Raw genomic sequence first — 24,738 nt, forward strand, 5'->3', positions numbered from 1 at the left:
GAGTGAATTCCTAACAAAGGATATGAAATCATGAAGAAGATACTATTCGTATTGACATTAGGCTTGGCGCTGGTCCTCACTTCCTGTGGCGACCAGCACAAGGCTCAATCACTCGTCAAGGATTTCCTCAATGAAAACCTGGAAAACGAAGATTGTAGCTTTAAACGCTTCAGCCAACTCACTCCTACAGCCATGATCGATTTTAACAGAGTAAAATCTATGCGTCAGGAGATGAACCAGTTGCCATATATGAAAAAGAACATCGACTATAACGATGGCACCTTCCCAGATACCTTAATGTATCTGAGAGCCACCTACCAGTTGACTACTCATGATGGCAAGAAAGAAGAACTCACCCAGACATTCTATCTTGACAAGGCTTTGACCCGAGTCATCGCTTTCAAAGAGAACTGATTCTATTTCAAAAAACTAAAATCAAGAATTTAAGTTCAGATTGTAAAATTAGAAAAACATAAAAACAAGGCTGCACTCCTATCAAAGGGAATGCAGCCTTATTTTCGTGATAAAACCTCTAGCCAAGGGACCTCATCCTGCCAAAGCCTTCTCAACAAAACCACGAACCTTCTTACGGGCAACTCCCAGTTTCTTTTCTGCTTGTTTATATTTCAGATTTAGGGTTACCGCAATCTGACGAACCGGCATATCTTCGTAGAGATTCAGACGATATACCGAACGCTGACTCTCTGTAAGCTGAGCAATACCCCGCTCCAGTATCTCATTCACTTCACGAGCCGAGAAGACAGACTCCACCCCTTCAGAAGAACGGTTTATCCAACTGCCCTTCCTGATAAAATGCTCATACTTCTCATATTGCTGTCTGCAACGCCAATAATCTACGATTTTATTCCTTGCCATTGTATAGACCAGACAAGGCAGAGTTACCGGTGATATCATCTGATCCGACTGCAGAAGTCGGACAAAGATATCCTGCACAATATCCTCAGCCTCATCCACAACTTGCAGACGAGATATGACGAACTTCTTGAGTTCGTCATAATGATTTGTGTAATAATCAGCAATGATGCATTTTTTAGATGCAACATCCTGTTCTGATTCAACATTTTGTTTCATATCAGGAGGGTTTTATCTGTTTATAGTTTATTTGTTTCTTCGATCAAGTAGTGCAAAGGTACAAAAAACAGATAATATCACCAAAGAAAAGAAACAAAAAAATGTGCTAAATGCCTATTTTGAAACATTTAGCACATATCTAGATACAATTTGTAACATTCAATGTTACCCTACGTAAAGTAATATACTTTTTATAAAGTAGCAATTACTTGATCATATCCACACTTCTCTTCAGGAAAGCATCGAGAGAAGCGCCCTTCAGCATACCATTCTGCAACAGGGCGAGGTCGATGAGCTGATGAACGATGTTGTTGTTCTTGGCATAACCAGAGATGATATCGTTGCGCTTAGCCTTCTCATCGCTGATGGCTTTCTCTGTGTTGTGAACATCATCCTTCTCCTCCTGGGTAATCTCTTCTGGCTTCTTCTTGCCCTGCTCCTGATGAAGCACTGCAAGACGAGCTTCCTGTCCCTTGATCTCTGCAAGGATTGGCTTCAGGCTTTCGGCGGTATTAGCCTCAGCATCCTCCAACACCTTCTTCACCAATGCATGGTCTGAGTTCAATACGATGTTGTAGCTGTCTGGCATCTGACCATAGAAGTTCATACCTGCCTGGAACTGACTCATTGCCTTCATACGGCGCATATACTCGTTCTGAGTAATGAGCACAGGTTGGTTCTGCTCACCCAAAGCCTGAATCTCCACGAAGAACTCTGCCTTGTCGAGCTTAGGCATCTGAGAACGGAACACCTCTGTCAAATTGTCAGACTGATCCTTTGTCAAATCTGTCTTCTTGGCATCTTCCTTCACGATGAGTCGGTCGATGATATCAGCATCCACACGGGTAAAGCGGCTCTTCTCCAACTTCTGCTCCAACATATTTACCATAGGTGTATCGAGCTGACCTTCCATCAGGAGCACAGAGTAACCCTTCTGCTTGGCAGCCTCGATATAAGAGTACTGCTCCTCCTTATTGTTGGCATAGAGATATACCAGATTGCCATCCTTATCAGTCTGGTTGTCCTTGATCAGCGTCTTGTACTCCTCGTAAGTGAAGTACTTGCCCTCAACATCATTCAGAAGCGCGAAGTCCTTGGCACGCTCGTAGAAGTCTTCCTGTGAAAGCATACCATAATTGATGAAGAGCTTGAGATCATCCCACTTCTCCTCGAATTCCTTGCGGTTCTCCTTGAAGATTGAGCTCAGACGATCTGCCACCTTCTTGGTGATATAGGTAGAAATCTTCTTCACGTTGCTATCGCTCTGCAAGTAGCTGCGGCTCACGTTCAATGGGATGTCTGGCGAGTCAATGACACCATGTAACAGGGTCAGGAACTCAGGGACAATGCCCTCTACCTGGTCGGTAACGAATACCTGGTTGCAATACAGCTGAATCTTGTTACGCTGCATGTCGATGCTGTTCTTGATGCGTGGGAAGTAGAGAATACCCGTCAGATTGAATGGGAAATCTACGTTCAGGTGAATCCAGAACAATGGGTCGTCCTGCATTGGATAGAGGGTGTGATAGAACTTCTTATAGTCCTCATCCTTCAGAGTGCTAGGAGTCTTGGTCCAGAGAGGCTCCACATTATTAATAATGTTATCCTCGTCAGTCTCCACGTTCTTGCCGTCCTTCCACTCGGTCTTTTTGCCGAAGGCTACAGGCACTGCCATAAACTTGCAGTACTTGTTCAGAAGTTCCTCGATCTTGTTCTTCTGGAGGAATTCCTTGCAGTCGTCTGCAATATGGAGAACGATGTCAGAACCACGCTCTGCCTTGTCTGCATCCTCGATTTCGAAAGCCGGTGAACCATCGCAGCTCCACTTTACAGCCTTGCTACCCTCTTTATAGCTCTTGGTGATGATTTCCACCTTGCTGGCTACCATGAAAGAAGAATAGAAACCGAGTCCGAAGTGACCGATGATGGCATTGGCATTCTCCTTATACTTATCAAGGAAGTCGGTTACACCTGAGAATGCAATCTGGTTGATATATTTATCGATTTCCTCCTCAGTCATACCGATACCACGGTCGCTGATGGTCAGGGTACCAGCTTTCTCATCTAGAGAGATACGCACTGTTGTGTCACCAATCTCACCCTTGAAGTCGCCCTGGGCAGCAAGGGTCTTCAACTTCTGTGTAGCATCCACAGCGTTGGAAACCATCTCACGGAGGAAGATGTCATGATCTGAATATAAGAATTTCTTGATGACAGGGAAAATGTTCTCTGTCGTTACACCGATATTACCTTTCTGTGCCATAATTATAATGTTTATTTATATGTTTTACTTTATTTGTTTTTGCTATAGGTTTTACAAATAACGTGCCAAAAAGGGAGAAATGAACAAAATGGCAGAATTAATCTGACAGAATCATCATAACAAGAAGTAAGCCTTAAGGAAAAAAATATTTTCCCTTAAGGAAAAAAACAACTATCCTTAAGGGAAAATATTAAATGTGAAAAATGCCCTATTTACCGGCTTTTCCGACATCAGCATTCATATTCCGAAATTTTATAACACCCTACAAGCTCGGACACCAATCTGAGATGGATACTTCTGCATATAGGTATAAAGTGTCATCGGTTCATCAATCACTTTTTTGTGGATGCTGCTGGCATTGAGCAGATGTAATCCATCCTTATGCCAGGAAGCAATACCGATATGCGTGGTGTCCAATCCCTTCTTTCGGGTTATCATCAGAAGGATATCACCATCCTTGATGGTATTTCTGAAAAGCTGGTTGTTACGAATCTCCTTCGGGATATAGCGATAGCGCTTGCCGTTGATGCTCTGCTCCAAAGCACGGATACCCGACTTCCACTGCGGATGAGCCGAAAGCATCTTGTAACTGGAAGGATGGGTGGACATCCAGTTTACGTTGATGGTCTGGACTGCAGTGAAGGGAGGATTATTCTGAATATCCTTCACGATACCTTCCTTTACATTATCATCCACCCAGAGGGTGAAATAGTGCTGGCGTTTTACATACGCTACCTCTCCGCCGATATAGCGCACGTGCTTCAGATGATTGCAGAAAGCTGCGAAACTGGTTTCCTGATGCTTGGCACACATCGTCAGGGCGGTCACGATTTCCACGTAGGTAGTACAATCTAGTTCCCTGGTATTCACCACGAGCAGCTCTTCCTGGGTTCTGTCCAAGGTGCCACCCACATAAGGAATACCCACAAACTGCTTTCCAAACCACATCATCCAGTTGGCAGGCTTTTTCTTCATCGCCTTCGCCTGCTGCAGCAAGGATACGATTCGCAGACTATCCTGGCGCTGATAAACTACGCCCGTCTTGGCAAAAGCAGGCATTACCATCAGGAATGCCGCTGCAAAAACTAAAAAACTGTGCTTTACTTTCATCATTTTACATTTTTATATTCTCGTTTCTTTCCAAAGTTCACACCCACATAAATATTGAGCGAACCGAAAGAATTGTTGGTTGAGAAATGATCCTTGTGATAATTATACGAATGGATGACGGTACTGGCACCTGCATACCAGCGGTCGTTGTTCCATACCACTCCAAAACGGCCGATACCATCAAAATTGAAATTCTTGAAGTTGAAGTTCTTCAGATCAAACTTATCCTTTTCCGGGTCTCCCGATTTGGAGTGATTATAGGCAAGACCTACGGAGAGGGAGGCATTGAAGAGCCAGTTTTTGGCAAACACCCAGTTGTAGCCATATCCCACCGTAGCGGAATAATCGCTATACTTCACCTTCGAGAACATCAGACTGCTGTCAATTTTAGCCTTCAACTGCTGCTTGTTGTCCTGATTGAGCCGCTCATCCACTATGGCAGAAAGCTTATCCCAATCCACTTCCAGCTGATGCTGGGTATATCCCAGTCCTACCATCCATGAGCCAGCACTTTTCTTCTGTCTTGTACTTTGAGAGTAAGCTGCTGGATATGAGAACTTACGATGATTAAATATATAGTAAAGATTCAAGCCTTTAATACTACTCTTAAAACCATCGAAAGATACTCTTCTCAGAGCATCCGTATTAATATGATCACCCAGATCCATTCGCTGAATATGATAATCATTACCCGTCTGGCGCCAGAACAAATCTACGCCCAGCAAACTGCTATACAGACTCAGGTTGAACTCCTTCTTGCTGCTATGATTGCTCTTGGTATCGATATGCTTCAGGTCGATAGTATAACCCAGGAATACCCATCGCCATCCCAGATAAGGTCCCAGACGCCAGGAAGGATCAGGCGCAAAGGAGATTCGCTGCCCCTCCTTGCCATACAGGGTATATTCCTCGTAGGTATTGGTATTCTGCAGCATCACCGTATAATTGAAATGCTGCGGTTCTATATACCTTTCATCTATATTGGAGAATTCTCTAAAGAAGGTAGTGAAGGTCTTACCCAGTCGATGAAAGAAAGTGCGCTCATGACGGGCACGAATCAAGCTGTCCTGAGTATTACCCTTGAACATCGAAGAATTGAAAAGGGTCTTGATGAGAGAAGAGTCCTGTCTTACCGGGCATTCCAACGTATCTCGCTCCGCCGCCATCTGTGGCAGCAGAACGAGAAACAACAGTCCTAGTATTATTCCAATTTTTCTCATCACATTTAGGTTTTTCTTTCTAATTCTTCCAAAGCACGCGATCAAGCACCCAGTTTACCGGGGTAGCCGAAACGCTGGTGCAGGTACAGGTATTAATGCCCTGCAGATGCTCTATCACATTTCTGATGATAGGCAACTGAACATACGGTGGATTGGCAACGGTGATGCTCGATCTGCCCTCGCTCGTAATCAGCTCGATAGGCTGATAGGTAAAGACAGAGAAAGAGAGCGAACCCTTGTCACCAATCACCTCGATACAGTCTTCCTTGGCACTCTCATGTCCCACGAAGCACCAGCTGCCGCTCGCCGGAATACCACTTTCGAAGAAGAAACAGGCAGATACCGTATCCTCTGCATCATAAAGATGCGCACGGTTGGCAGGATAACCATGGGCACGGGTGATGACTCCAAAAAGATCCTGCAACAAGTCTATCTGATGAGGAGCCAGGTCGTAGAAATATCCTCCACCGGCAATATCCGGCTGCAATCTCCAAGGCATCTCCTTGCCACTCTTGGTGTCCAGATCACGTGGAGGCACAGAAAAGCGGACCTGTACATTGATGACATCACCAATAACACCACTTTTAATAATCTCCTTTACTTTTTGAAAATAAGGAAGATAACGACGGTAATATGCAACAAAACATGGCACCCCCGTCTGCTCGCTGATACGATTGATACGAATACAATCGCTATAGCTTGCCGCCAATGGTTTCTCGATATATACCGGTTTGCCGGCACGCATTGCCATAATGGCGAAGGTGGCATGCGATGATGGTGGCGTGGCGATATATATTGCATTCACATCTGGATCATCGATGAGTTCCTGTGCATCGGTGTACCATTTCCGTATATGATGACGCTCGGCATAACCACGAGCCTTTTTCTCGCTACGGCTCATCACCGCAACGACCTGCGACCCCTCTACCTCATTGAAGGCAGGTCCGCTCTTCTTCTCGGTTACTTCTCCGCAGCCGATAAATCCCCAGTTTATCTGTTTCATCCTATTACTTTTATATTCTGATTTTACCTGAATATTGTTGATCCGGACACGATTATATACCAGAATCCGGCAGAGTGTATCTTGACCCAAGAGTGTATCTTGACCCAAGAGTGTATCTTGACCCAAGAGTGTATCTTGACCCAATAGATTCAGATGGCAGGCTTTTACTCTCCTGCCAGTGATTTATTGATTTCGTCGATATAGTCGAGTACTTCATCACGCCCCATCTTCTTCTCGCTACTAGTGATGAAGTAAGGAGGAAGTGCCTCCCAACGGTCCTCCAGAGCGTGCATCCACTTCTCGGCATTCATACGAGCCTTTACCGGACCCAACTTATCAGCCTTGGTAAAGACAATACAGAAAGGCACATTGCTTTCGCCCAACCAATCCACGAACTCACGGTCAATCTTCTGTTGCTCATGGCGCACATCAATCAGAACGAAGACATTCGCCAACTGTGGGCGCTGCAGGATATAACTGCTGATCATCTGCTCCAACTGCTTCTGCACAGTCTTCGAACGCTTGGCGAAGCCATAGCCAGGAAGGTCAACCAGATACCATTCATTATTGATGATAAAATGATTGATAAGCAAAGTCTTACCCGGTGTAGCTGAAGTTTTAGCCAAACCCTTATGATTGCAAAGCATATTGATCAGGCTCGATTTGCCTACATTACTACGGCCGATAAAAGCATACTCAGCCTTATTATCTTTTGGACACATGCTCACGCGTGGAGCAGATATCGTAAATTCTGATTTCTTGATTTCCATTCTTTCTATTTTCTTTTATAATTATTATTATAGGCAGCCCACGAACTAATCATAAAGTTCAATATCCAACCGCTCACAGTTCTATGTCTAGAGCATCTCTGACAATTCCAGCCACCTCATTTCCTTCTCGTCAAGCTCATCCTTGATTTCCGGAAGACGCTTGCTCTTTTCGGTCAATTCCTCTACCGACAGGGTACCGCTGCAAAGGGCTTCTTCCAACTTTTTCTGCTCATCGGTAAGTTTCTCTATTTCCTGGGTCAGCTGTTCATATTCACGCTTCTCCTTATAGCTCATCTTACGCTTGTTTTCAAAGTTGGCATCACGCTTGGCAGTGCCGGCACCATCGTTGGCAACCGTATTGTTATTGCCTGCGTTTTTAGCCGTAACAGCAGCTTTTTCAGCTTCATCTTTCTCCTGCAACCTGCTCCAGTCTCTATACTGGGTATAGTTGCCAGGGAAATCCTGAATTTCGCCTTCGCCCTTGAATACCAGGAGATGATCTACCACCTTGTCCATAAAGTAACGGTCGTGACTCACTACGATCACGCAACCTGCGAAATCCTGCAAATACTCTTCCAACACCTGCAAGGTCTGGATATCGAGGTCATTGGTTGGCTCATCGAGTACCAGGAAGTTGGGATTTCTCATCAGCACCGTACAGAGATAGAGCTTGCGCTTCTCGCCACCACTCAACTTATACACATAGTTGTGCTGTTCCTCAGGAGTAAAGAGGAAGAACTGCAGGAACTGCGAAGCCGTCATATGCTTGCCGTTGCCCAGGTCGATATAGTCGGCAATCTCCGTGATGACATCTATCACCTTCTGGTCTTCCCTGAACTTGAGTCCCTCCTGCGAGAAATAACCGAAGCGCACAGTCTCTCCAATATCAAACTTACCGCTATCCGGCTGCACCTCGCCCAGGAGCATTTTGATGAAAGTAGTTTTTCCCGTACCATTATTACCTACGATACCCATCTTCTCAAATCGGGCAAAGTTGTAGTAGAAGTTATCGAGAATCATCTTCTTCTTTCCTCTGTCATCGAAAGCCTTGCTCACATACTGGCATTCGAAGATTTTCGAACCAATATATACGGTAGAAGCCTTCAATCTTACCTGACGGTCTTCGATGCGCTGCTTGGCTACCTTCTCCAACTCATAGAAAGCATCCTCACGATATTTCGCCTTATGACCTCGAGCCTGAGGCTGACGACGCATCCAGTCCAGCTCTCTGCGATAGAGATTCTTGGAATGCTGGATTTCTGCACGCAGATTATCCATACGCTCCTGGCGCTTTTCCAGATAGTAAGCATAGTTTCCACGATAGGTGTAGATGGTCTTGTCATCGAGCTCCAGGATGGTATTACATACCTTATCAAGGAAGAAACGGTCGTGCGTAACCATGAAGATGGTTTTGTTACCTCGATTCAGATAACCCTCCAGCCACTCTATCATCTCCAGGTCGAGGTGATTGGTAGGCTCATCGAGCATCAGGAAGTCAGGCTCATCTATCAGCACATTGGCGAGTGCCACACGCTTCTGCTGTCCTCCACTCAGCTGTCCCATCGGCTGGTCCATATTGGTGATATGCAACTGTGTGAGGATCTGCTTTGCCTTGAGCACCTTTTCCGGATCATCCTCATGATTGAAGCAAGCTTCCAGCACGCTTTCCTCCGGATCAAACTTAGGAGATTGTTCCAGATAGCCCACTTTCAAGTCGCGTCGATAGATGATATCACCACTCTCATGCCCCTCCTTATCCATGAGCACCGACATCAATGTAGATTTACCCGTGCCATTGCGTGCCACGAGTCCCACTTTCTGTCCTTCTGCTATAGAGAAGGATATTTTATCAAAAAGAACCTCTGCTCCAAAGCGTTTGGTGAGGTTTTGAACGTCTAAATACGGTATTTGACTTGCCATTTTCGTTATTTTTGTGCAAAGTTACAGAAAAAATTTGGCAGAAACAAATTTTTTGCTTATCTTTGCACTCGAAAAGTTCAAATACATATAGTGTTTCCATTGTAGAAACGCTACATTTCATAGAAAAATCATATAATATACAATATATAATAATGTATAGCAAAGACGAATTATCAGCAAAAAGTGTCGTTCAACTGAAGGACCTTGCAAAAGAAATTGGCGTCAAGATTAAATCTGGCGACAATAAGGAAACGATTATCTATACGATTCTTGATGCTTTGGCAGAGGCATCAGCAGATGGTGCTGCGCAGAAGCGTAAACGCACACGCATCGCCAGCAAGAAAGAAGATCGAGTATATTCTGTTCATGGAATCGAGGGCGAAAACTTCGATGTTATGAAAAACCAGGTTAACGGCCCTGCCGCTACTGATACAACCACTGAAGGAGAGACTCCACAAGCTACCCCTGCATTCGTTGATCCACTGGCTGCTTTTCCTAAGCACAGAGGACGCAAGAGTAAGGCAGAACTGGAAGCCATTGCGGCTGCCAAGGCGGCTGCCATCAAAATGCAGCAGGAAGCAATGAAGAATGCAGAAAACACTGCTGAGCAACCTACTGAAGATGCAGATCTGGCAGAAAATCCAACAGAACAGGCTACTGTTTCTGAGGAAGAAGCTATGGCTACAGCTCTGGCAAACAAAGAGCAGCCAACAGAAGAAGCTCCCGTATCTGACAACCAGGAGGCAGAGATTCCAGAGGCGCAGTTTACTGCCAACGGTTCGGGCAATGACAACAGTGAGTTGATTGCCATACTCCAGGCTAAGATGAATGCTCACAACGAGAACAATACTCCTGCAGAACCAAAAGAAAGCAATACTCCAAAACATACTCCAGAGCCAGCTGTAGCCGAGACTACACCAGATGGTGTCTGGGCAGGCGACCCGGGCGATGGCACCGATTTCATCACCGTGGTAGATTTACCTATCGAGGATCAGGCTGCCATGCCTACATACGATATCTTCGACCGTCCGATGACTCCGGCAGCAACAGCAGCTCCAGCACAAGCCCCTAAAGAGGTAAGTCAGGAACCAGAATATGATTTTACTGACATCATCTCTGCCAATGGTGTACTCGAAGTACTCTCTGATGGATATGGTTTCCTTCGCAGCAGCGATTTCAACTATCTCTCATCTCCAGATGATATCTACGTAGCTACCAATTTCGTGAAGCGCTACGGATTGAAGACAGGTGATGTCATCCAGTGCCACGTTCGTCCACCACATGAAGGCGAAAAGTACTTCCCACTCACCAGCATTGACAAGATCAATGGTCGTGACCCATCGGATATAAGAGACCGTGTTCCATTCGAGCATCTCACCCCACTCTTCCCTAACGAAAAGTTCGAGCTCTGCGGCGACCGCCGTACCACCAACCTGAGTACCCGCGTAGTAGATCTCTTCTCACCTATCGGTAAGGGACAGCGTGCACTCATCGTGGCTCAGCCTAAGACCGGTAAGACCATCCTGATGAAGGATATCGCCAATGCCATCGCAGCCAACCATCCAGAGGCATACCTGATGATGCTGCTCATCGACGAGCGTCCTGAGGAGGTTACCGATATGGCTCGCACCGTGAATGCCGAGGTTATCGCATCTACCTTCGACGAGCCAGCCGAGCGCCACGTGAAGATTGCCGGCATCGTTCTGGAGAAGGCAAAGCGTATGGTTGAGTGCGGTCATGATGTTGTCATCTTCCTCGACTCTATCACACGTCTGGCACGTGCCTATAATACAGTAGCCCCTGCATCTGGTAAGGTGTTGACGGGTGGTGTGGATGCCAACGCATTGCAGAAGCCTAAGCGTTTCTTCGGTGCAGCCCGTAATATCGAGGGCGGCGGTTCGCTCACCATCATCGCTACTGCCCTCATTGATACAGGTAGTAAGATGGATGAGGTTATCTTCGAGGAGTTCAAGGGTACAGGTAACATGGAGTTGCAGCTCGACCGCTCACTCAGCAATAAGCGTATCTTCCCTGCAGTCAACCTTGTGGCTTCTTCTACCCGTCGCGACGATCTCTTACAGGATAAGACAACCCTCGACCGTATGTGGATTCTCCGCAAGTTCATTTCAGATATGAACCCTATCGAGGCGATGAACACCATCCACAAGAGTATGCAGCATACCCGCAACAACGAAGAGTTCCTCATTTCCATGAACTCATAACGATAAATATCACACAAAAAAGAGTCCAGTAAGTCCATTCATACTTACTGGACTTTTTCTTTCTATTTAATAGGTAAAACAGCACATCCCTGTACAAAAAAAGCTATATTGCTGATACGGCATACAAGCATGACAGCAATACGGGGAATATACTATAAAAATGTCATTTTCATCACATATCTGAAGTAGTTGATACAGGTCAAAAAACACTTGTTGCATTTATATTTCTTAGCATAAAATGCCGTTATTTGATAAAAAAGTGTTAACTTTGCACTCGTATTAAGGAATAACAGTAACAAAAAATTAAAAAGATTTAAAGATTATGATGACTATTTTTACAATGGCAGTAGCCGCAGTTATGTTTTCAGGTATGGTACTTTGCATGGGTATGTTCTTGAGAGACGTAATCAACTCAATCCCGGAAATGACTAATATGAGCCACTCTGTTAGTTTGAGCAAGTAAAAATAGAAATCTCTATTATATTTACAGTGAGAGAGATTTAAATATGAGAAAGGGCAAGATCCATTTTTGGAGCTTGCCCTTCTTGCTTTCTAGTTCTTCATTAATATTCCATAGAGAAGGTGATGCCTCTTCTCATCATATCCTTCACGGTTGGCTTCAATCGGGTCAGGAATCCCTCCCATGAACGGTTCTTCTGGAAACTCCAGCCTGCCTCAGCCAAAGCCAGCGAACGAGGATAAGCCTGATAGTAGATACGTTCAGGCGAATTGATACACTCGCTCCAAAGGGTTCCGGCTACACCGAAGAGATTGTTCTTCTCAAACTCCTCGCCCATACCCCAGGCAGGATCCAGGCTATAGGCTGCCTTCAGAGATGTAACAGGCATACCCCAGTTTACCTCAGGCATATCGCCCTTTGCCATCGGATAATCAAAATAGCAATGCTCTCCAGGACAAAGCAGGATACGGGCATTGTTCTCAACAGCCGCTACCAATGCTTCCTTTGTCAAACCGGCACGCCAGGCAAAGGTAACACAACCAGGCTGTATCTTCTTGAAATCGGTCTCATACCAGAACATTGGAGTCTTGTGATACTGGGTACGAAGCAGTTCTATCACCTTGTCAAAGAGATACCCCTGCAACTTCCAGTTCTCAGAACGGTCGGTTGTGGTAATACCCAGCTTCTTCTTCAAAGCCTGGCACTTAGGACAGTAGGTCCAGCAGTCGAGCGCAGGATTTCCTGCCTCATCACCACCCAGATGGATGTATTCAGAAGGAAAGATATCTGCCAACTCCTTGAATACATTACCCAGGAACTCGTAAGTGAAGTCATTACCCGGACAAAGCAACTCATCCGATACACCGCAGGTGGTACGGATAGGTTTCTGAACACCCTGACAGGTCAACTCCGGATAAACACTGATGGCAGCTACCTCGTGACCCGGCATCTCAATCTCAGGAACCACCTGGATATGATACTTGGCACAATATGCCACGAAGTCGCGCATCTGCTCCTGGGTATAATAGCCCTTGATAGGCATTAGCATATCGTCCATTCCCCATCGACTGCTCGCCTCGGCAGTGAGTCTAGGATATTTCTTGATTTCGATGGTCCAAGCCTGGTCATCTACGAGATGGAGATGAAGCATATTCAGCTTATAGCGGGCCATCTCCGGAACAAAAGCCTTCAGATCCTCGTATGGAACGAAGATACGGCAAGGATCCACCATCAACTCTCTCACATGGGTGCGAGGCTGGTCTTTCAATGTCAGCTGCGGGATGGCATCACAACCTACCTTAGCGGCATCGCCGCGGAGCAACTGGTCGAAAGTCATCAATCCATAGAAGACACCAGCAGCTGTCTTACCCTTGATTACTACTCCCTTCTGCTGCACATCCAGGGTATAAGCCTCATTGTCTGCCAGCGTCTCATCCAGGGCAAGCGTCATAGTGAGCTGTCCGCCCTTTTTCAAATCCTTATGCTGCAGCTCTACTCGCTCCTTCAGGATTCTCTCGGCATGTTCCTGCTCATTGGCAAGACCATCGGCAGCTACGATCTTCCAGTTTCCTGCCACCTGCAAAGGTGCCGCCTTGGCATTTACTTTCAGTTCCATCGGAGTAGGAATCAGACAAGCCTCAGGATTGCAGACTTCTCTCGCCTGCTTCACCTCACCGAAGAAGTGGTTCCATCCCGGTGCCTTGCGATAGAGTTTTTCGCTACCTCTTGGCATCACCAGTTTCACGTCTCGCATATTCATGCCCGAAAAAGCAGTAGAAGCTGCCTTTGGCGGAATCTTGGAATTCACCTTGATGACCTTTACGCCTTCCAGATTGGCAAAGGCAAACTCTCCTAACTCCGGCGTTCCGTCTATCGTGATGTTTTTCAATGCCTTACAACCAGAAAAGGCTGCAGCTCCCACTTTCGTCACGCTCTTAGGAATCACTACATCCTGCAGATTGTCGCAGGCAAAGAAAGCCTGACTACCAATCTCCTGCAACTGGTTTGGCAGGATGATGCTCTGCAGATGATGACGGGAATGGAAGGCATTCTTTGGAAGAACAGGACAGGTAGCTTCGCTCAAGTCCAGAGTTCTCAATTGCCAGCACAAGTCACGAAGCTGTCGGAAATCCGAATTTCTCGTGGTTGTTAATGTTCCTGTCAATTTCAGGTTAATAGCAGCCGATTTTTTCTCAGCATTGAGGTCCTTCATATTGGCGACGGTCTGCGCCGACAACGAGGTTGCCAACAAAGCAAAAACTGCAAAAGAAATCATTTTTCTCATACACTAATGGTTTTTAAAGGTTTATATACTATTATTCTAATTAATATTAAACGAAATTTATTCTCTTGCCACTTTCTACGAACTCTGCATTCAGGACATCTATGTCTTTCCACTTTTCCCAGTCAGGATTCTGCTCAGCAAGTCCCACAACATCAACCCCATAGGTAAAGAGTCGCTCTATCATCGCTCCATAGGTAAGATGATCGATCTTCTCTATCGGATGCAGGATGATCGATTCCTCGAAACTACCCTTCTTCTCGCTTCGGATTTCCACCAGCAGCTTTGCCTGCAGCAATTCCTTCACGGCGTGATTGATGATCTGCTGCGGAATCTTCGTCACCTCATGGATATCTTTCGGCGTATAAGCCTGCTCACCATCATTGAAGCGATGACACACCTGATGCATCACCACAGCACAGACCTTGATACGCTGTTCCAACTTCACATGATCATACTTCAAGTCCAGGTCATAATGATGCAGGTTCTGGTTGGTATAGCAGAGCAAGGCACCAAACACTACGATTGCCCACGAAATCTGGAGCCACAGAAGAAACAACGGAATGGCGGCAAGCGAACCATAGATTACGTTATAGCTCGAAAGGAATACCTGCAGATAAATATATCCATACTGCAATGCCGTCATGCTGATGCCCGCCAGAAGCGAAGGCACCAGCGTACTGCGAAACCGGATATAGGTATTAGGAATCACGCAATAGCAGAACACGAAGAATAGGAACATCGGCACAAATGCAGCTACATGCAGGATGAAAGCCGGGATAGTCTCTCCCATATCAGCAATCCGATCCACATCATCTATCACATTCACTGTCCATACATTAAAGAAAGAGGCGAAGAGAATCATCATACCCAGTCCGAAAAGAATGGTAGGATATTCTGTCACGATCTGCTTCCACGAACGCTCACCCGTATGCCAGATGTCATCAAAGGTGAGCTCTATCTTCTGCATCAGTGAGATGATGGTATAGAGAAACATCACAATACCCGTACCGATGATATAATTACTCTGCGTGTTCTCGATATAATTGTGAACGAAATTCACGATAGTCTGAGCCACAACGGGTTGCGCCTCGAAAGTGGTAGATAGCCACGACTCCAGCATAGCCGTATAACCGAAACCGCGGGCAATGACAAACATCATCGCCATGAATGGAATCAATGCCATAAACGAGGCAAAGGTCAATGCCGCCACATCCCTGGCCCACATATCCTTGATATAGAAGATACGACCGGCGAGCATACCCATCTTGAGCCAAGATTTCATCTTGCCTCGAAAATCCTGGATATTCGAAGAATTCAACTCCCTGATATCCTCGTAGAAACCTACTATTTTATCTATTAATCCCATAAACTCCGGTTTTTTGTTATCAAGCAACAAATCCCCTCACAACACCCAGAAGATGCCGTGAAGGGATTTGTCTTAGTATTTTGCTGATCAGATTCTACTACTCTTTAGTAGAACTTGAAGTAGTTGCGAGCGTTGTTGTAAGAAATGTCCTCTACCATGCGAGAGAGGCTCTCCATGTCGTTAGGAAGCAAGCCCTTCTCTACATCATTGCCGAGGAGGTTGCAGAGCAAACGACGGAAGTACTCGTGACGTGGGTAGCTGAGGAATGAACGTGAGTCGGTCAACATACCTACGAAACGGCTCAAGAGACCCAATACTGAGAGTGCATTCATCTGACGGGTCATACCATCGAGCTGATCGTTGAACCACCAGCCTGAACCGAACTGGATCTTACCTGGGCAAGAACCGTCCTGGAAGTTACCAAGCATGGTAGCAATTACCTCGTTGGCACATGGGTTCAATGTATAGAGGATGGTACGTGTCAACTTACCCTCCATATTCAACTCATTGAGGAAGTTGCTCATAGCCTTAGCGGTAGTAAACTCACCGATAGAGTCGAAACCGGTATCAGCACCGAGCTTGTTGTACATCAATGTATTGTTATCGCGGATAGCACCATAGTGGAACTGCTGAGTCCAGTCGGCTGCGTGATCCATCTCAGCGCAAACCTTCAGGAAGGCATGCTTATACTGGCGGATCTCGAGTGCAGAGAGCTGCTGACCGCGCATTGCCTTTGCAAAGATAGTCTCAATCTGAGAATCTGTATATGGCTCATCATAGAACTCCTCGATACCGTGATCGCTCAATTTACAGCCGTTCTCGGTAAAGAAGTCGTGACGCTTCTGCAAAGCATCAACCATATCCTGGAAAGTAGTGAGGGTAACACCAGCTACCTCGCCCAACTTGTTCATATACTCAGCGAAATCAGGCTTCTCGATGTTCATCGCCTTGTCAGGACGCCAAGCTGGAATCATCTTGATCTCGAAACCACTCTCACGTGTCTGCTTGTGGTAACGGAGATCATCGATAGGATCATCTGTTGTACAGACGCACTCTACATTATAGTGACGCATGAAGCCACGAGCAGTAAACTCAGGCTGCTGCAACTTCTCGTTACACTCGTCGTAGATTTCACGTGCAGTCTTAGGGCTCAACTGCTTGTTGATACCGAAAGCTGTCTTGAGCTCCAGGTGTGTCCAGTGATAAAGAGGGTTACGGAAAGTATATGGTACAGTCTCTGCCCATTTCTCGAACTTCTCCCAGTCGCTGGTGTCAGTACCTGTGCAGAAACGCTCATCTACACCATTGGTACGCATAGCACGCCACTTGTAGTGGTCACCACCGAGCCAGAGTTCTGTAATGCTCTTGAACTTGTGATCATTCGCAACCATCTCAGGGATGAGGTGGCAGTGATAATCGATGATTGGCATCTTAGCCGCATGATTGTGGAAAAGGTCCTGCGCTGTCTTGGTATCAAGCAGGAAGTTTTCATCCATAAATTGCTTCATAACTGTATAGTAGTTTTTAAATGTTTATTTATTTAATAATACTAATGATGACGCAAAGATACAATAAATATCCCAAAAAGAAATCGTTTAAGGGAAATATTTTTAATTATTTCACTTAAACGATTACGTTATGCGTATTTTATACGATAATTCTGGTCTTATGATAGTTCTCTCTGAACTCACTTGGCGAGCACCCCTTCTTCTTCTTGAAGATGCGATTGAAGTTACTGAGGTTATTGAAACCGCAGTCGAACCCGATTTCGCTGATGCTTTTTGCAGTATCCACCAGCATCCTGGCAGCATAGCCCAGACGGAGGTCGATGATATACTCTGAGATGTTTCTACCCGTATGGAGCTTGAAGAATCTGCTGAAGGCACTCGAGCTCATACCCGCCAGCGAAGCGAGATCCGGCAATCGGAGTTCATCCATATAGTTCTTCGAGATATAGTTCTTTACCTTCAGAATACGTCGGCTGTCATCCTCCACCGCCACCTTGGCATAGCTGCTCGATACCAGAGTTCGCGCATCCTCACACTTCGACAGTTCATAAAGAATGGTGAGAAACTGCTGCACGGCATAAAAGCCATCTTTCACTGTACTCAGGGTATCCAGCAATCGATAAACCTTCATAATCGCCTTCAGAGGAAAGCAAAGTCCTTTCTTCGCCTCCTGCATCATACGTGTAATGCTGGCATACGGATTTCTGCCAAAGAGAGTCTCCTCACCCATACTGAAATCAAACTGGATGGTAATCTCACGGATATCTTCACTGCGACAGACGTTCTGTTCCCATACATGTTCCAGATCAGGTGATGTGATGAGACAAAGGTCGAAGTCGCCAATTACCTCCTGAGAATCACCCACAATACGCTTTACTCCCGCCGCATTCTCTACAAAATTGAGTTCGAACACCGAATGATTGTGTATCGGATAGGTAAACTCCTTCTTGTGCCTGTCGGCAATGTAAAGCACATCCTTACCCATCAGCGGGGTAATCTCATGTATGATTCTTCTGTCTTCAGCCATAATGTATAGTGATTAATGATCAGTGATTAGTTATCAATGATTATTCTATGCGTGTAATAATCAATAATAACTAATCAATATATTAAATATTCAAAGTTCTGAGGATTTCACTCATCTTCTGCTTGGTAGCGATACGGGTAGGAACCAGCGGCAGGCGCAGCTCGTTTTCGATAAAGCCCATATCATTGAGCAATGCCTTCACACCGGCAGGATTACCATCTACGAAGAGAAGGCTGTAAAGCTCAGTGAAGGAATGATGAATCTTGCGGGCTGGCTCGTACTCACCACGGAACTCCAGACGGATCATTCTACTGAATGCCTTTGGCAGAGCATTACCGATGACAGAAATCACACCGGCAGCGCCACTCGCAATCATAGAGAAAGTAAGGGCATCATCACCGCTGATTACTTCGAAATTATCCGGCTTGTTCTTGATGATCTCATCTACCTGCTCCAGACTACCACTCGCCTCCTTCACGGCTACCACATTAGGGAAGTCACGGGCAATGCGGCAGGTGGTCTCTGGCTTCATATTGATACCGGTTCTGCCAGGTACATTATAAAGTACGATAGGCAGCGGACTAACCTGTGCGATGGCCTTGAAATGCTGATACAAACCTTCCTGGGATGGCTTATTGTAATAAGGACAGATGCTGAGGATGCCATCGATGCCACTCCAATCGCTATTCTTGATTTCCTCTACGACAGCGGCAGTATTGTTGCCGCCACAATATTTCAATATCTTGACGCGACCCTTGTTCACGTCTTTCACCAATTCTGTAATCTTGTCTTTCTCTTCCTGGGTCAGGCAAGGAGCCTCACCAGTTGTTGCAAGGATGCAAAGGAAGTCTGCACCATTGTCAATTTGGAACTCTACCAATCGCTTGAGCGACTGATAATCTACCGAACCATCGGCCTTAAAAGGAGTAATGAGGGCAACACCAAGGCCCCTAAATATATTCTGTGCCATAATCTAAATAAACAAAATCGTTGGCAAAAGTACACAATTATTAGCATATTGCAAAATAAAATCGCAATTTTCTTTCAAGATTGTACCATTTTTGAAAATATTCTGTATTATTATACCATATTTCACGTTTTTTTAGTAACTTTGCAGTCGTTTTAAGTGAAAAGCAATGAGATATTTTATATTCTTTGGTTACGACGGAACCAACTATCACGGCTGGCAGATTCAGCCCAATGCCAATTCGGTGCAGCAGGAGTTGCAGCGCGCCCTCTCCATCCTCCTCAGAAAGGAGATTGAAGTGGTAGGTGCAGGAAGAACTGATACCGGAGTGCACGCCCGGAACATGGCAGCGCATTTTGACTGGAATTCGGAAGAGAAAGTTTCGGAAGAGAAAGTTTCGGAAGAAAGAATCCCGATGGCCCTCGACCAGCTGACATATCGTCTGAACAGAATCCTGCCACGCGACATTGCCGTCTATGAAGTTCGGGAGGTAGATGCCGAGATGCATGCCCGCTTCTCTGCCACCTCGCGTACCTATCATTATTATATACATACCCGGAAGGATCCCTTCGAGCGCCACTATTCGCTGCAGATGAGCTACCCGCTGGATTTCGAAAAGATGAACCAGGCGGCGCAGCATTTCCTGCATCACGAAGACTATGCGGCTTTCAGCAAGGCAGGCGGTGACAACAAGACCACCATCTGCCATGTGTCGGCTGCCAGATGGGTCCAGACCTCCCCTACCACCTGGTATTTCGAGATTACCGCCAACCGTTTCCTCCGAAATATGGTACGTGCCGTAGTGGGCACCCTCATAGATGTAGGCAGGGGCAAGATCACGATGGAGCAGTTTCTCGACATCCTGCACAACGGAAGCCGCAGTGATGCGGGCGAAAGCATGCCAGGCAACGCATTGTTCCTGGAAGACGTGGGGTACAACGAACTTTGAACTTTGAGATTTGAACTTTATGATTGGCAATAATCCTATAAGTTGCAAGACAAGCCATATCATAAAGTTCAAAGTAATCTCAAAGTTACAAAGTAAAGTAATCATAAAGTTCAATGGTCAAAGTTCAATGGTCAAAGTAAAAGTAATATGTGGTTAGTATTAGCATTTCTCTCAGCAGCGCTGCTGGGATTCTATGATGCCTTCAAGAAGAAGGCTCTTTCAGGTAACGCAGTGATTCCCGTGCTCTTTCTGAACACGCTTTTCTCATCGCTCATCTTCCTGCCGTTCATCATCTTGAGCTATACAGGAAATTCGCTGGATGGAACCATGTTCCATGTAGCTGAAGGCGGATGGGAAGTTCACAAGTATATCGTGCTCAAGAGTTTCATCGTATTGAGCAGTTGGATTTTCGGTTATTTCGGCATGAAGCATCTGCCGCTCACCATCGTGGGACCTATCAATGCCACCCGACCGGTAATGACACTCGTGGGTGCCTTGCTGGTTTACGGCGAGGTACTCAACCTCTACCAGTGGATTGGTGTCATTCTTGCCATCATCTCCTTTGCCATGCTTTCACGCAGCGGAAAGAAGGAGGGCATCGACTTCAAGCACAACAAGTGGATCTACTTCATCGTACTGGCTGCCGTGCTCGGTGCCGTGAGTGGTCTCTACGATAAGTATCTGATGGCTCCACCTGAGAATGGCGGTGTGGGATTGGATAGAATGATCGTGCAGAGCTGGTACAATATCTACCAGTGCTTCCTCATGGGAGCCATGCTCCTGATGATCTGGTGGCCAACAAAGAAGAACTCCACCCCATTCCATTGGCATTGGAGCATCATCTTCATCAGCATCTTCCTCTCGGCTGCCGACTTCGTATATTTCTATGCGCTCAGCCTGCCGGGTGCCATGATCAGTATCGTAAGCATGATCCGTCGTGGTTCGGTCATCGTCAGCTTCCTCTTCGGTGCAGCCATCTTCCACGAGAAGAACCTCAAGGCGAAGTTCGTAGATCTCCTCCTCGTCTTGCTAGGAATGCTCTTCCTCTATTTCGGAACGAAGTAAAAGTTCTATGCCAGCACGCCCTGAAAGGGCAGAAGCTCCTAGCCCAGGGCAACACCCTGGGTATAAGGTATATATAGGAAGTCGCCCTGAAAGGGCAAAAGCTTTGAAATTGAAAGCTTTTGCCCTTTCAGGCGACTTTACTTTTTGCCAACATTACCCAGGCGATGCCCTGGGCTAGGAGCTTTTGGGCTTTCAGCCCGACTTCGGCTGCCATAATCTAAACTTATGACACACCCTCATTCTATAGATTTATAGAAGACAATTTCCAGTCTTTTATTCCTTGGTTCGTTCGCGATATTCGCTAGGAACAATACCCAGTTCTTTCTTGAATACCTTGGAGAAGTACTTAGGGTCGCTGAATCCTACTTCGAAAGCGATGCTGGTAAGCGGATCATTGGTCTGCTGCAGCAATTCGCAGGCTCTCATGATTCGGATATGGCGCACGAAGTCGATTGGTGTCATACCTACAGCCTGCTTGATCTTGTTGTAGAGTACGCTTCGGCTCATACCGATGGCATCAGCGATGTCGTCTATCTTCAGGTCTGGACTGCCCATATTGTCGGTCACGTACTTCAGGATCCTACCCATGGTCTTGTCGTTGATCTGACTTTCCATGAATGCATAACTCTTCATTTTCGACTTTTTCTCTTCTGCCAGTCTTTCCTTTTCCTGGATGTCGAAATTCAGTTCACGGAGTGTCTTCCTTGGCTCAGTTGCTGGTTGGGAAATTTCTGCCGCTTCAGTATTTCCGGTATTTCCAGTATTTCCTGCCTTTCCAGTATATCCTACATTTCCGTTCTGCTTCATCATCTTGGCAATGTCGGTCTGCGTAGACTTGCGTTTATTGATGGCAGCCTCGATACGTCCCATCAGGTATGAGGTAGAGAATGGCTTTGTAAGATAGCCATCCACTCCCTGTTCGAATCCCTTCAACTGGTCTTCTACACTGGCTTTTGCCGAGAGGATGATGATAGGTATATGCGAGATGGTACGGTCTTGCTTGATTTCACGTATCATCGTGATACCATCCATCACAGGCATGGTTACATCGGTGAGGATAAAGTCTGGCATCTCTGTGCGAGCCTTATAGAGACCCACCTTGCCGTTTTCTGCCAGGAGCACATTGTACTTTTCTTCGAGTACGCTGTTGAGATATAGGCGCAGGTCGGAGTTGTCTTCCACAACAAGAATGGTGAGGTTCTTGCTTGGTTTGTTAGAGGCTGTACCCTTCTGTTTTTCCTCCTCTTCGTGCTTTGCCTTTTCTTTCTTCTTTTCTTCTTCCAACTCCTTCAGGTACTTGGATACGGTGGTATCGTCTATTTCGCCTTCAACTTTTTCCATCTCATTGCCTTCCTCATTGACGTTTTCGCTGAGTCCGCCGTTGACCAGGAAGTTGGCATTATCGTCGAATCTCAGTACCTTGTTGAGCATATTCAGCATTTCTCTTGAGTTCTTCAGGGCAATGACGAGCATTTCCCTACTGTTTCGGGTGATACCATGCTCGGTGTCCAGAACGTGTTTCAGTGGTCCGCCAATCAGGGTCAGCGGGGTGCGCAGCTTATGACTGGCATCGCTGAAGAAGTCGTTCTTCATCAGACTCATTTCGTGCTCCAGCTTTTCACGCTGCTTCCTGTTATAGGAGTAGAATATACTTGCCACTACCGCAGCGAGCAATAGCAGCAGGGTGAGTCTGCCCCATACACTTTCCCAGAAAGTAGGACGTACCTCGATAGGAAGTTCTGCAATGTACTTGCTCCATACACCATGGGAGTTGGTGGCTGATACCTTGAGAATATAGTCTCCCTGTGAGATTCGGTTGAAGCCGATAGTATTGCTGCTACCATTGTCAATCCATTTTCCTGGAGGAGTTTGTCCCTCCAGGCGATAGCGGTATTTCATCTGGTACTTACGTGAATAATCGAGCGAAGCGAAGCTGATGGTCAGGTTTCGCTTGTTGGCTGGAATCACGATCTTCTTGCTATGCAGGATAGGGATAGACTCGCTTTCGCCGGTAAAGTGCAGCGAAGTGAAGATGATATGAGCCTGGTATTGACTCTTCTTCAGGGTTGCTGGATTGAAGGTCAGCCATCCGAATGGGGTTCCTACGGAAATGTCGTTCGTGGCTGGATCGTGGGTAGGGCGAGCCCCGGTGAAGGAGATGTTGTAATCGAAGTCGTTCGGACCGAAGACGGTGGTCTTTCCTGTCTTCAGATTACATTTGTTGATACTCGACTCACGGATCACCCATAGGTTGCCCTCGTTATCTTCTATCATGCTTTGCACGATACCTTCATTATAGTTGATGTTCTTGAAATACTTTGTCTTCAAGTTGTCCTGCAGCAGTTTCTTGTTGATGATGCTTTCCAGAATTCCTCCTAACTGAGAGATGTAGGTCTTGCCATTGCTATGCTCTATGATAAAGTTGACATCGTTGGCTGCCAATGATGTGGTATCGTTGGGAATATAGCAGGTTTGATAGAACTTGATCTGTTGCGGATTCCTGAAGTTATCGCCGAATGTAATGAGACCGTCTGTGGTACCTACCAGAATTTCTCCTGTAGGGCTACAGAAAATGCGTCGTATATCGGCAAAACTATTCTTAGGCCATGGCAAGCCAAAGTTCCTGTTGTAGAAGAACAGACCTGTTTCGCCTTCTTGGGTAAGAGCCAGTCCGCCACCATGTGTGGCTACCCATATTCTTCCATAGCGGTCAGCTACCACATCATAAATGTCGTTGTGCGGTAACGATGCCTTGTTGGCTGGATTGTGTTCGTAATGGCTTACGCCTTCATGCGACCGGACATAAAGTCCGTCGCCTTGGGTTCCTATCCACATTCTGCCCCTTGTATCACTGAAGATTGAAAATACTGGATATGGACAGAATGGTACCTGGTTAGGTACAATCTGACCGCCTGGAGCCAGATAACCTACGGTTTGATACTTGCTGTCAGTTACTTGCACGACACCATTCGCATAACCGGTCCAATGGTATCCTTCTGGAGTATTGCAGAGTGCACGTACTTCTGCTTCACCATTCTCCAGTTTGTTTAAGCGATACGTATGGTTCTTGAAGGCTACCTGGGTAAGATCGTGGGTACCTGCTATCCAGAGGATTCCCTGATCGGAAAGGAAATGCTTTCCGATTTTAGGCACACGGTAGTTGCCCGAAGAGTTGCTCCTCAGGAGATAAGGTACCAGTTTGCCGGCTTTGCGGTCGAAGTAGCTGAAGGTTCCTCCATTCGGCACAATCCATAGAGTCTTGTTTTCATCTTGGGTGATGAAGAAACTGTCGGAGGTGGTGCGGTCCATAGGATCCTGTTGGTCGGCAAACAGCCATTGCTTGGTTGAAGTCTTTGGATTTACCAGGGTTACACCCATACCATCCGTAAACACCCATACCATTCCGAAATCATCCGTATAGATATTCTTCACCTCAGTCAGGGGCTGGCTTGGACTTTGTACATTGATGATTTCTGTCTTGAAGGTGCGTGGATTGTAGATAATCATTCCCA

Annotated in this window: 17 protein-coding genes; 4 read left to right on the plus strand and 13 right to left on the minus strand. The window is 46.1% G+C overall.

Features of this window, described 5'->3' with window-relative positions:
- Positions 1 to 30: 30 nt before the first annotated feature.
- Positions 31 to 414 (plus strand): hypothetical protein, encoded by a 384-nt coding sequence (locus DW830_RS00810; RefSeq protein WP_117663841.1) that lies wholly within the window; start codon positions 31 to 33, stop codon positions 412 to 414.
- A gap of 132 nt (positions 415 to 546) precedes the next feature.
- Here the strand turns inward: DW830_RS00810 and DW830_RS00815 are convergent, their stop codons facing one another.
- The 7 genes from DW830_RS00815 to DW830_RS00845 all read right to left on the minus strand — a co-directional run bounded on the left by DW830_RS00815 (position 547) and on the right by DW830_RS00845 (position 9,378).
- The gene (locus tag DW830_RS00815) at positions 547 to 1,092 is read right to left on the minus strand and encodes an RNA polymerase sigma factor (RefSeq protein WP_118311944.1); all 546 of its coding nucleotides are present in this window, start codon (positions 1,090 to 1,092) and stop codon (positions 547 to 549) included.
- 205 nt (positions 1,093 to 1,297) lie between these two features.
- Complete coding sequence (gene htpG / locus DW830_RS00820; protein WP_119248516.1) at positions 1,298 to 3,355, minus strand: molecular chaperone HtpG; 2,058 nt, start codon at positions 3,353 to 3,355, stop codon at positions 1,298 to 1,300.
- A gap of 252 nt (positions 3,356 to 3,607) precedes the next feature.
- Positions 3,608 to 4,468 (minus strand): N-acetylmuramoyl-L-alanine amidase-like domain-containing protein, encoded by an 861-nt coding sequence (locus tag DW830_RS00825; RefSeq protein ID WP_233544322.1) that lies wholly within the window; start codon positions 4,466 to 4,468, stop codon positions 3,608 to 3,610.
- The gene (locus DW830_RS00830) at positions 4,465 to 5,685 is read right to left on the minus strand and encodes a DUF4421 domain-containing protein (RefSeq protein WP_119248517.1); all 1,221 of its coding nucleotides are present in this window, start codon (positions 5,683 to 5,685) and stop codon (positions 4,465 to 4,467) included. The genes DW830_RS00825 and DW830_RS00830 overlap by 4 nt, the downstream gene beginning before the upstream one ends.
- 19 nt (positions 5,686 to 5,704) lie before the next feature.
- Positions 5,705 to 6,688: a Gfo/Idh/MocA family protein gene (locus DW830_RS00835; RefSeq protein WP_119248518.1), complete on the minus strand. Its 984-nt coding sequence runs from the start codon at positions 6,686 to 6,688 to the stop codon at positions 5,705 to 5,707.
- Between the two features lie 164 nt (positions 6,689 to 6,852).
- Positions 6,853 to 7,458, minus strand: a complete 606-nt coding sequence (gene yihA, locus DW830_RS00840; RefSeq protein ID WP_118311946.1) for a ribosome biogenesis GTP-binding protein YihA/YsxC — start codon at positions 7,456 to 7,458, stop codon at positions 6,853 to 6,855.
- Positions 7,459 to 7,545: 87 nt separating this feature from the next.
- Complete coding sequence (locus tag DW830_RS00845) at positions 7,546 to 9,378, minus strand: ABC-F family ATP-binding cassette domain-containing protein (protein WP_119248519.1); 1,833 nt, start codon at positions 9,376 to 9,378, stop codon at positions 7,546 to 7,548.
- Between the two features lie 152 nt (positions 9,379 to 9,530).
- Here DW830_RS00845 and rho point away from each other — a divergent pair, with 152 nt between their 5' ends.
- Positions 9,531 to 11,600 (plus strand): transcription termination factor Rho, encoded by a 2,070-nt coding sequence (rho, locus tag DW830_RS00850; RefSeq protein WP_119248520.1) that lies wholly within the window; start codon positions 9,531 to 9,533, stop codon positions 11,598 to 11,600.
- A 563-nt stretch (positions 11,601 to 12,163) separates the two neighbouring features.
- Here rho and DW830_RS00855 read toward each other — a convergent pair.
- From DW830_RS00855 to dapA, 5 genes are all read right to left on the minus strand, one after another.
- Entirely contained in the window at positions 12,164 to 14,344 is a 2,181-nt protein-coding gene (locus DW830_RS00855) for a family 20 glycosylhydrolase (protein WP_119248521.1), read from the minus strand.
- 46 nt (positions 14,345 to 14,390) lie between these two features.
- Positions 14,391 to 15,710, minus strand: coding sequence for a YihY/virulence factor BrkB family protein (locus tag DW830_RS00860; RefSeq protein ID WP_119248522.1), 1,320 nt, complete (start codon positions 15,708 to 15,710; stop codon positions 14,391 to 14,393).
- Between the two features lie 104 nt (positions 15,711 to 15,814).
- Positions 15,815 to 17,218 carry a glucuronate isomerase gene (gene uxaC / locus DW830_RS00865; RefSeq protein WP_119248523.1) on the minus strand — a complete coding sequence of 468 codons (1,404 nt, stop codon included), beginning with the start codon at positions 17,216 to 17,218 and terminating at the stop codon, positions 15,815 to 15,817.
- Between the two features lie 139 nt (positions 17,219 to 17,357).
- The gene (locus tag DW830_RS00870) at positions 17,358 to 18,245 is read right to left on the minus strand and encodes an AraC family transcriptional regulator (protein WP_119248524.1); all 888 of its coding nucleotides are present in this window, start codon (positions 18,243 to 18,245) and stop codon (positions 17,358 to 17,360) included.
- Between the two features lie 82 nt (positions 18,246 to 18,327).
- Complete coding sequence (gene dapA / locus DW830_RS00875; RefSeq protein WP_118311953.1) at positions 18,328 to 19,215, minus strand: 4-hydroxy-tetrahydrodipicolinate synthase; 888 nt, start codon at positions 19,213 to 19,215, stop codon at positions 18,328 to 18,330.
- 166 nt (positions 19,216 to 19,381) lie between these two features.
- Between dapA and truA the strand changes: the two genes are divergently transcribed.
- Both truA and DW830_RS00885 read left to right on the plus strand, forming a co-directional pair.
- Positions 19,382 to 20,161, plus strand: coding sequence for a tRNA pseudouridine(38-40) synthase TruA (gene truA, locus DW830_RS00880; protein ID WP_119248525.1), 780 nt, complete (start codon positions 19,382 to 19,384; stop codon positions 20,159 to 20,161).
- Positions 20,162 to 20,308: 147 nt separating this feature from the next.
- Complete coding sequence (locus DW830_RS00885; protein ID WP_089542731.1) at positions 20,309 to 21,226, plus strand: DMT family transporter; 918 nt, start codon at positions 20,309 to 20,311, stop codon at positions 21,224 to 21,226.
- Positions 21,227 to 21,499: 273 nt separating this feature from the next.
- Here DW830_RS00885 and DW830_RS00890 read toward each other — a convergent pair whose 3' ends face one another.
- Entirely contained in the window at positions 21,500 to 24,733 is a 3,234-nt protein-coding gene (locus DW830_RS00890) for a response regulator (protein ID WP_119248526.1), read from the minus strand.
- Positions 24,734 to 24,738 lie beyond the last annotated feature (5 nt).

Origin of the sequence: Prevotella sp. AM34-19LB, from assembly GCF_003468525.1 — a bacterium.
Classification (GTDB): domain Bacteria; phylum Bacteroidota; class Bacteroidia; order Bacteroidales; family Bacteroidaceae; genus Prevotella.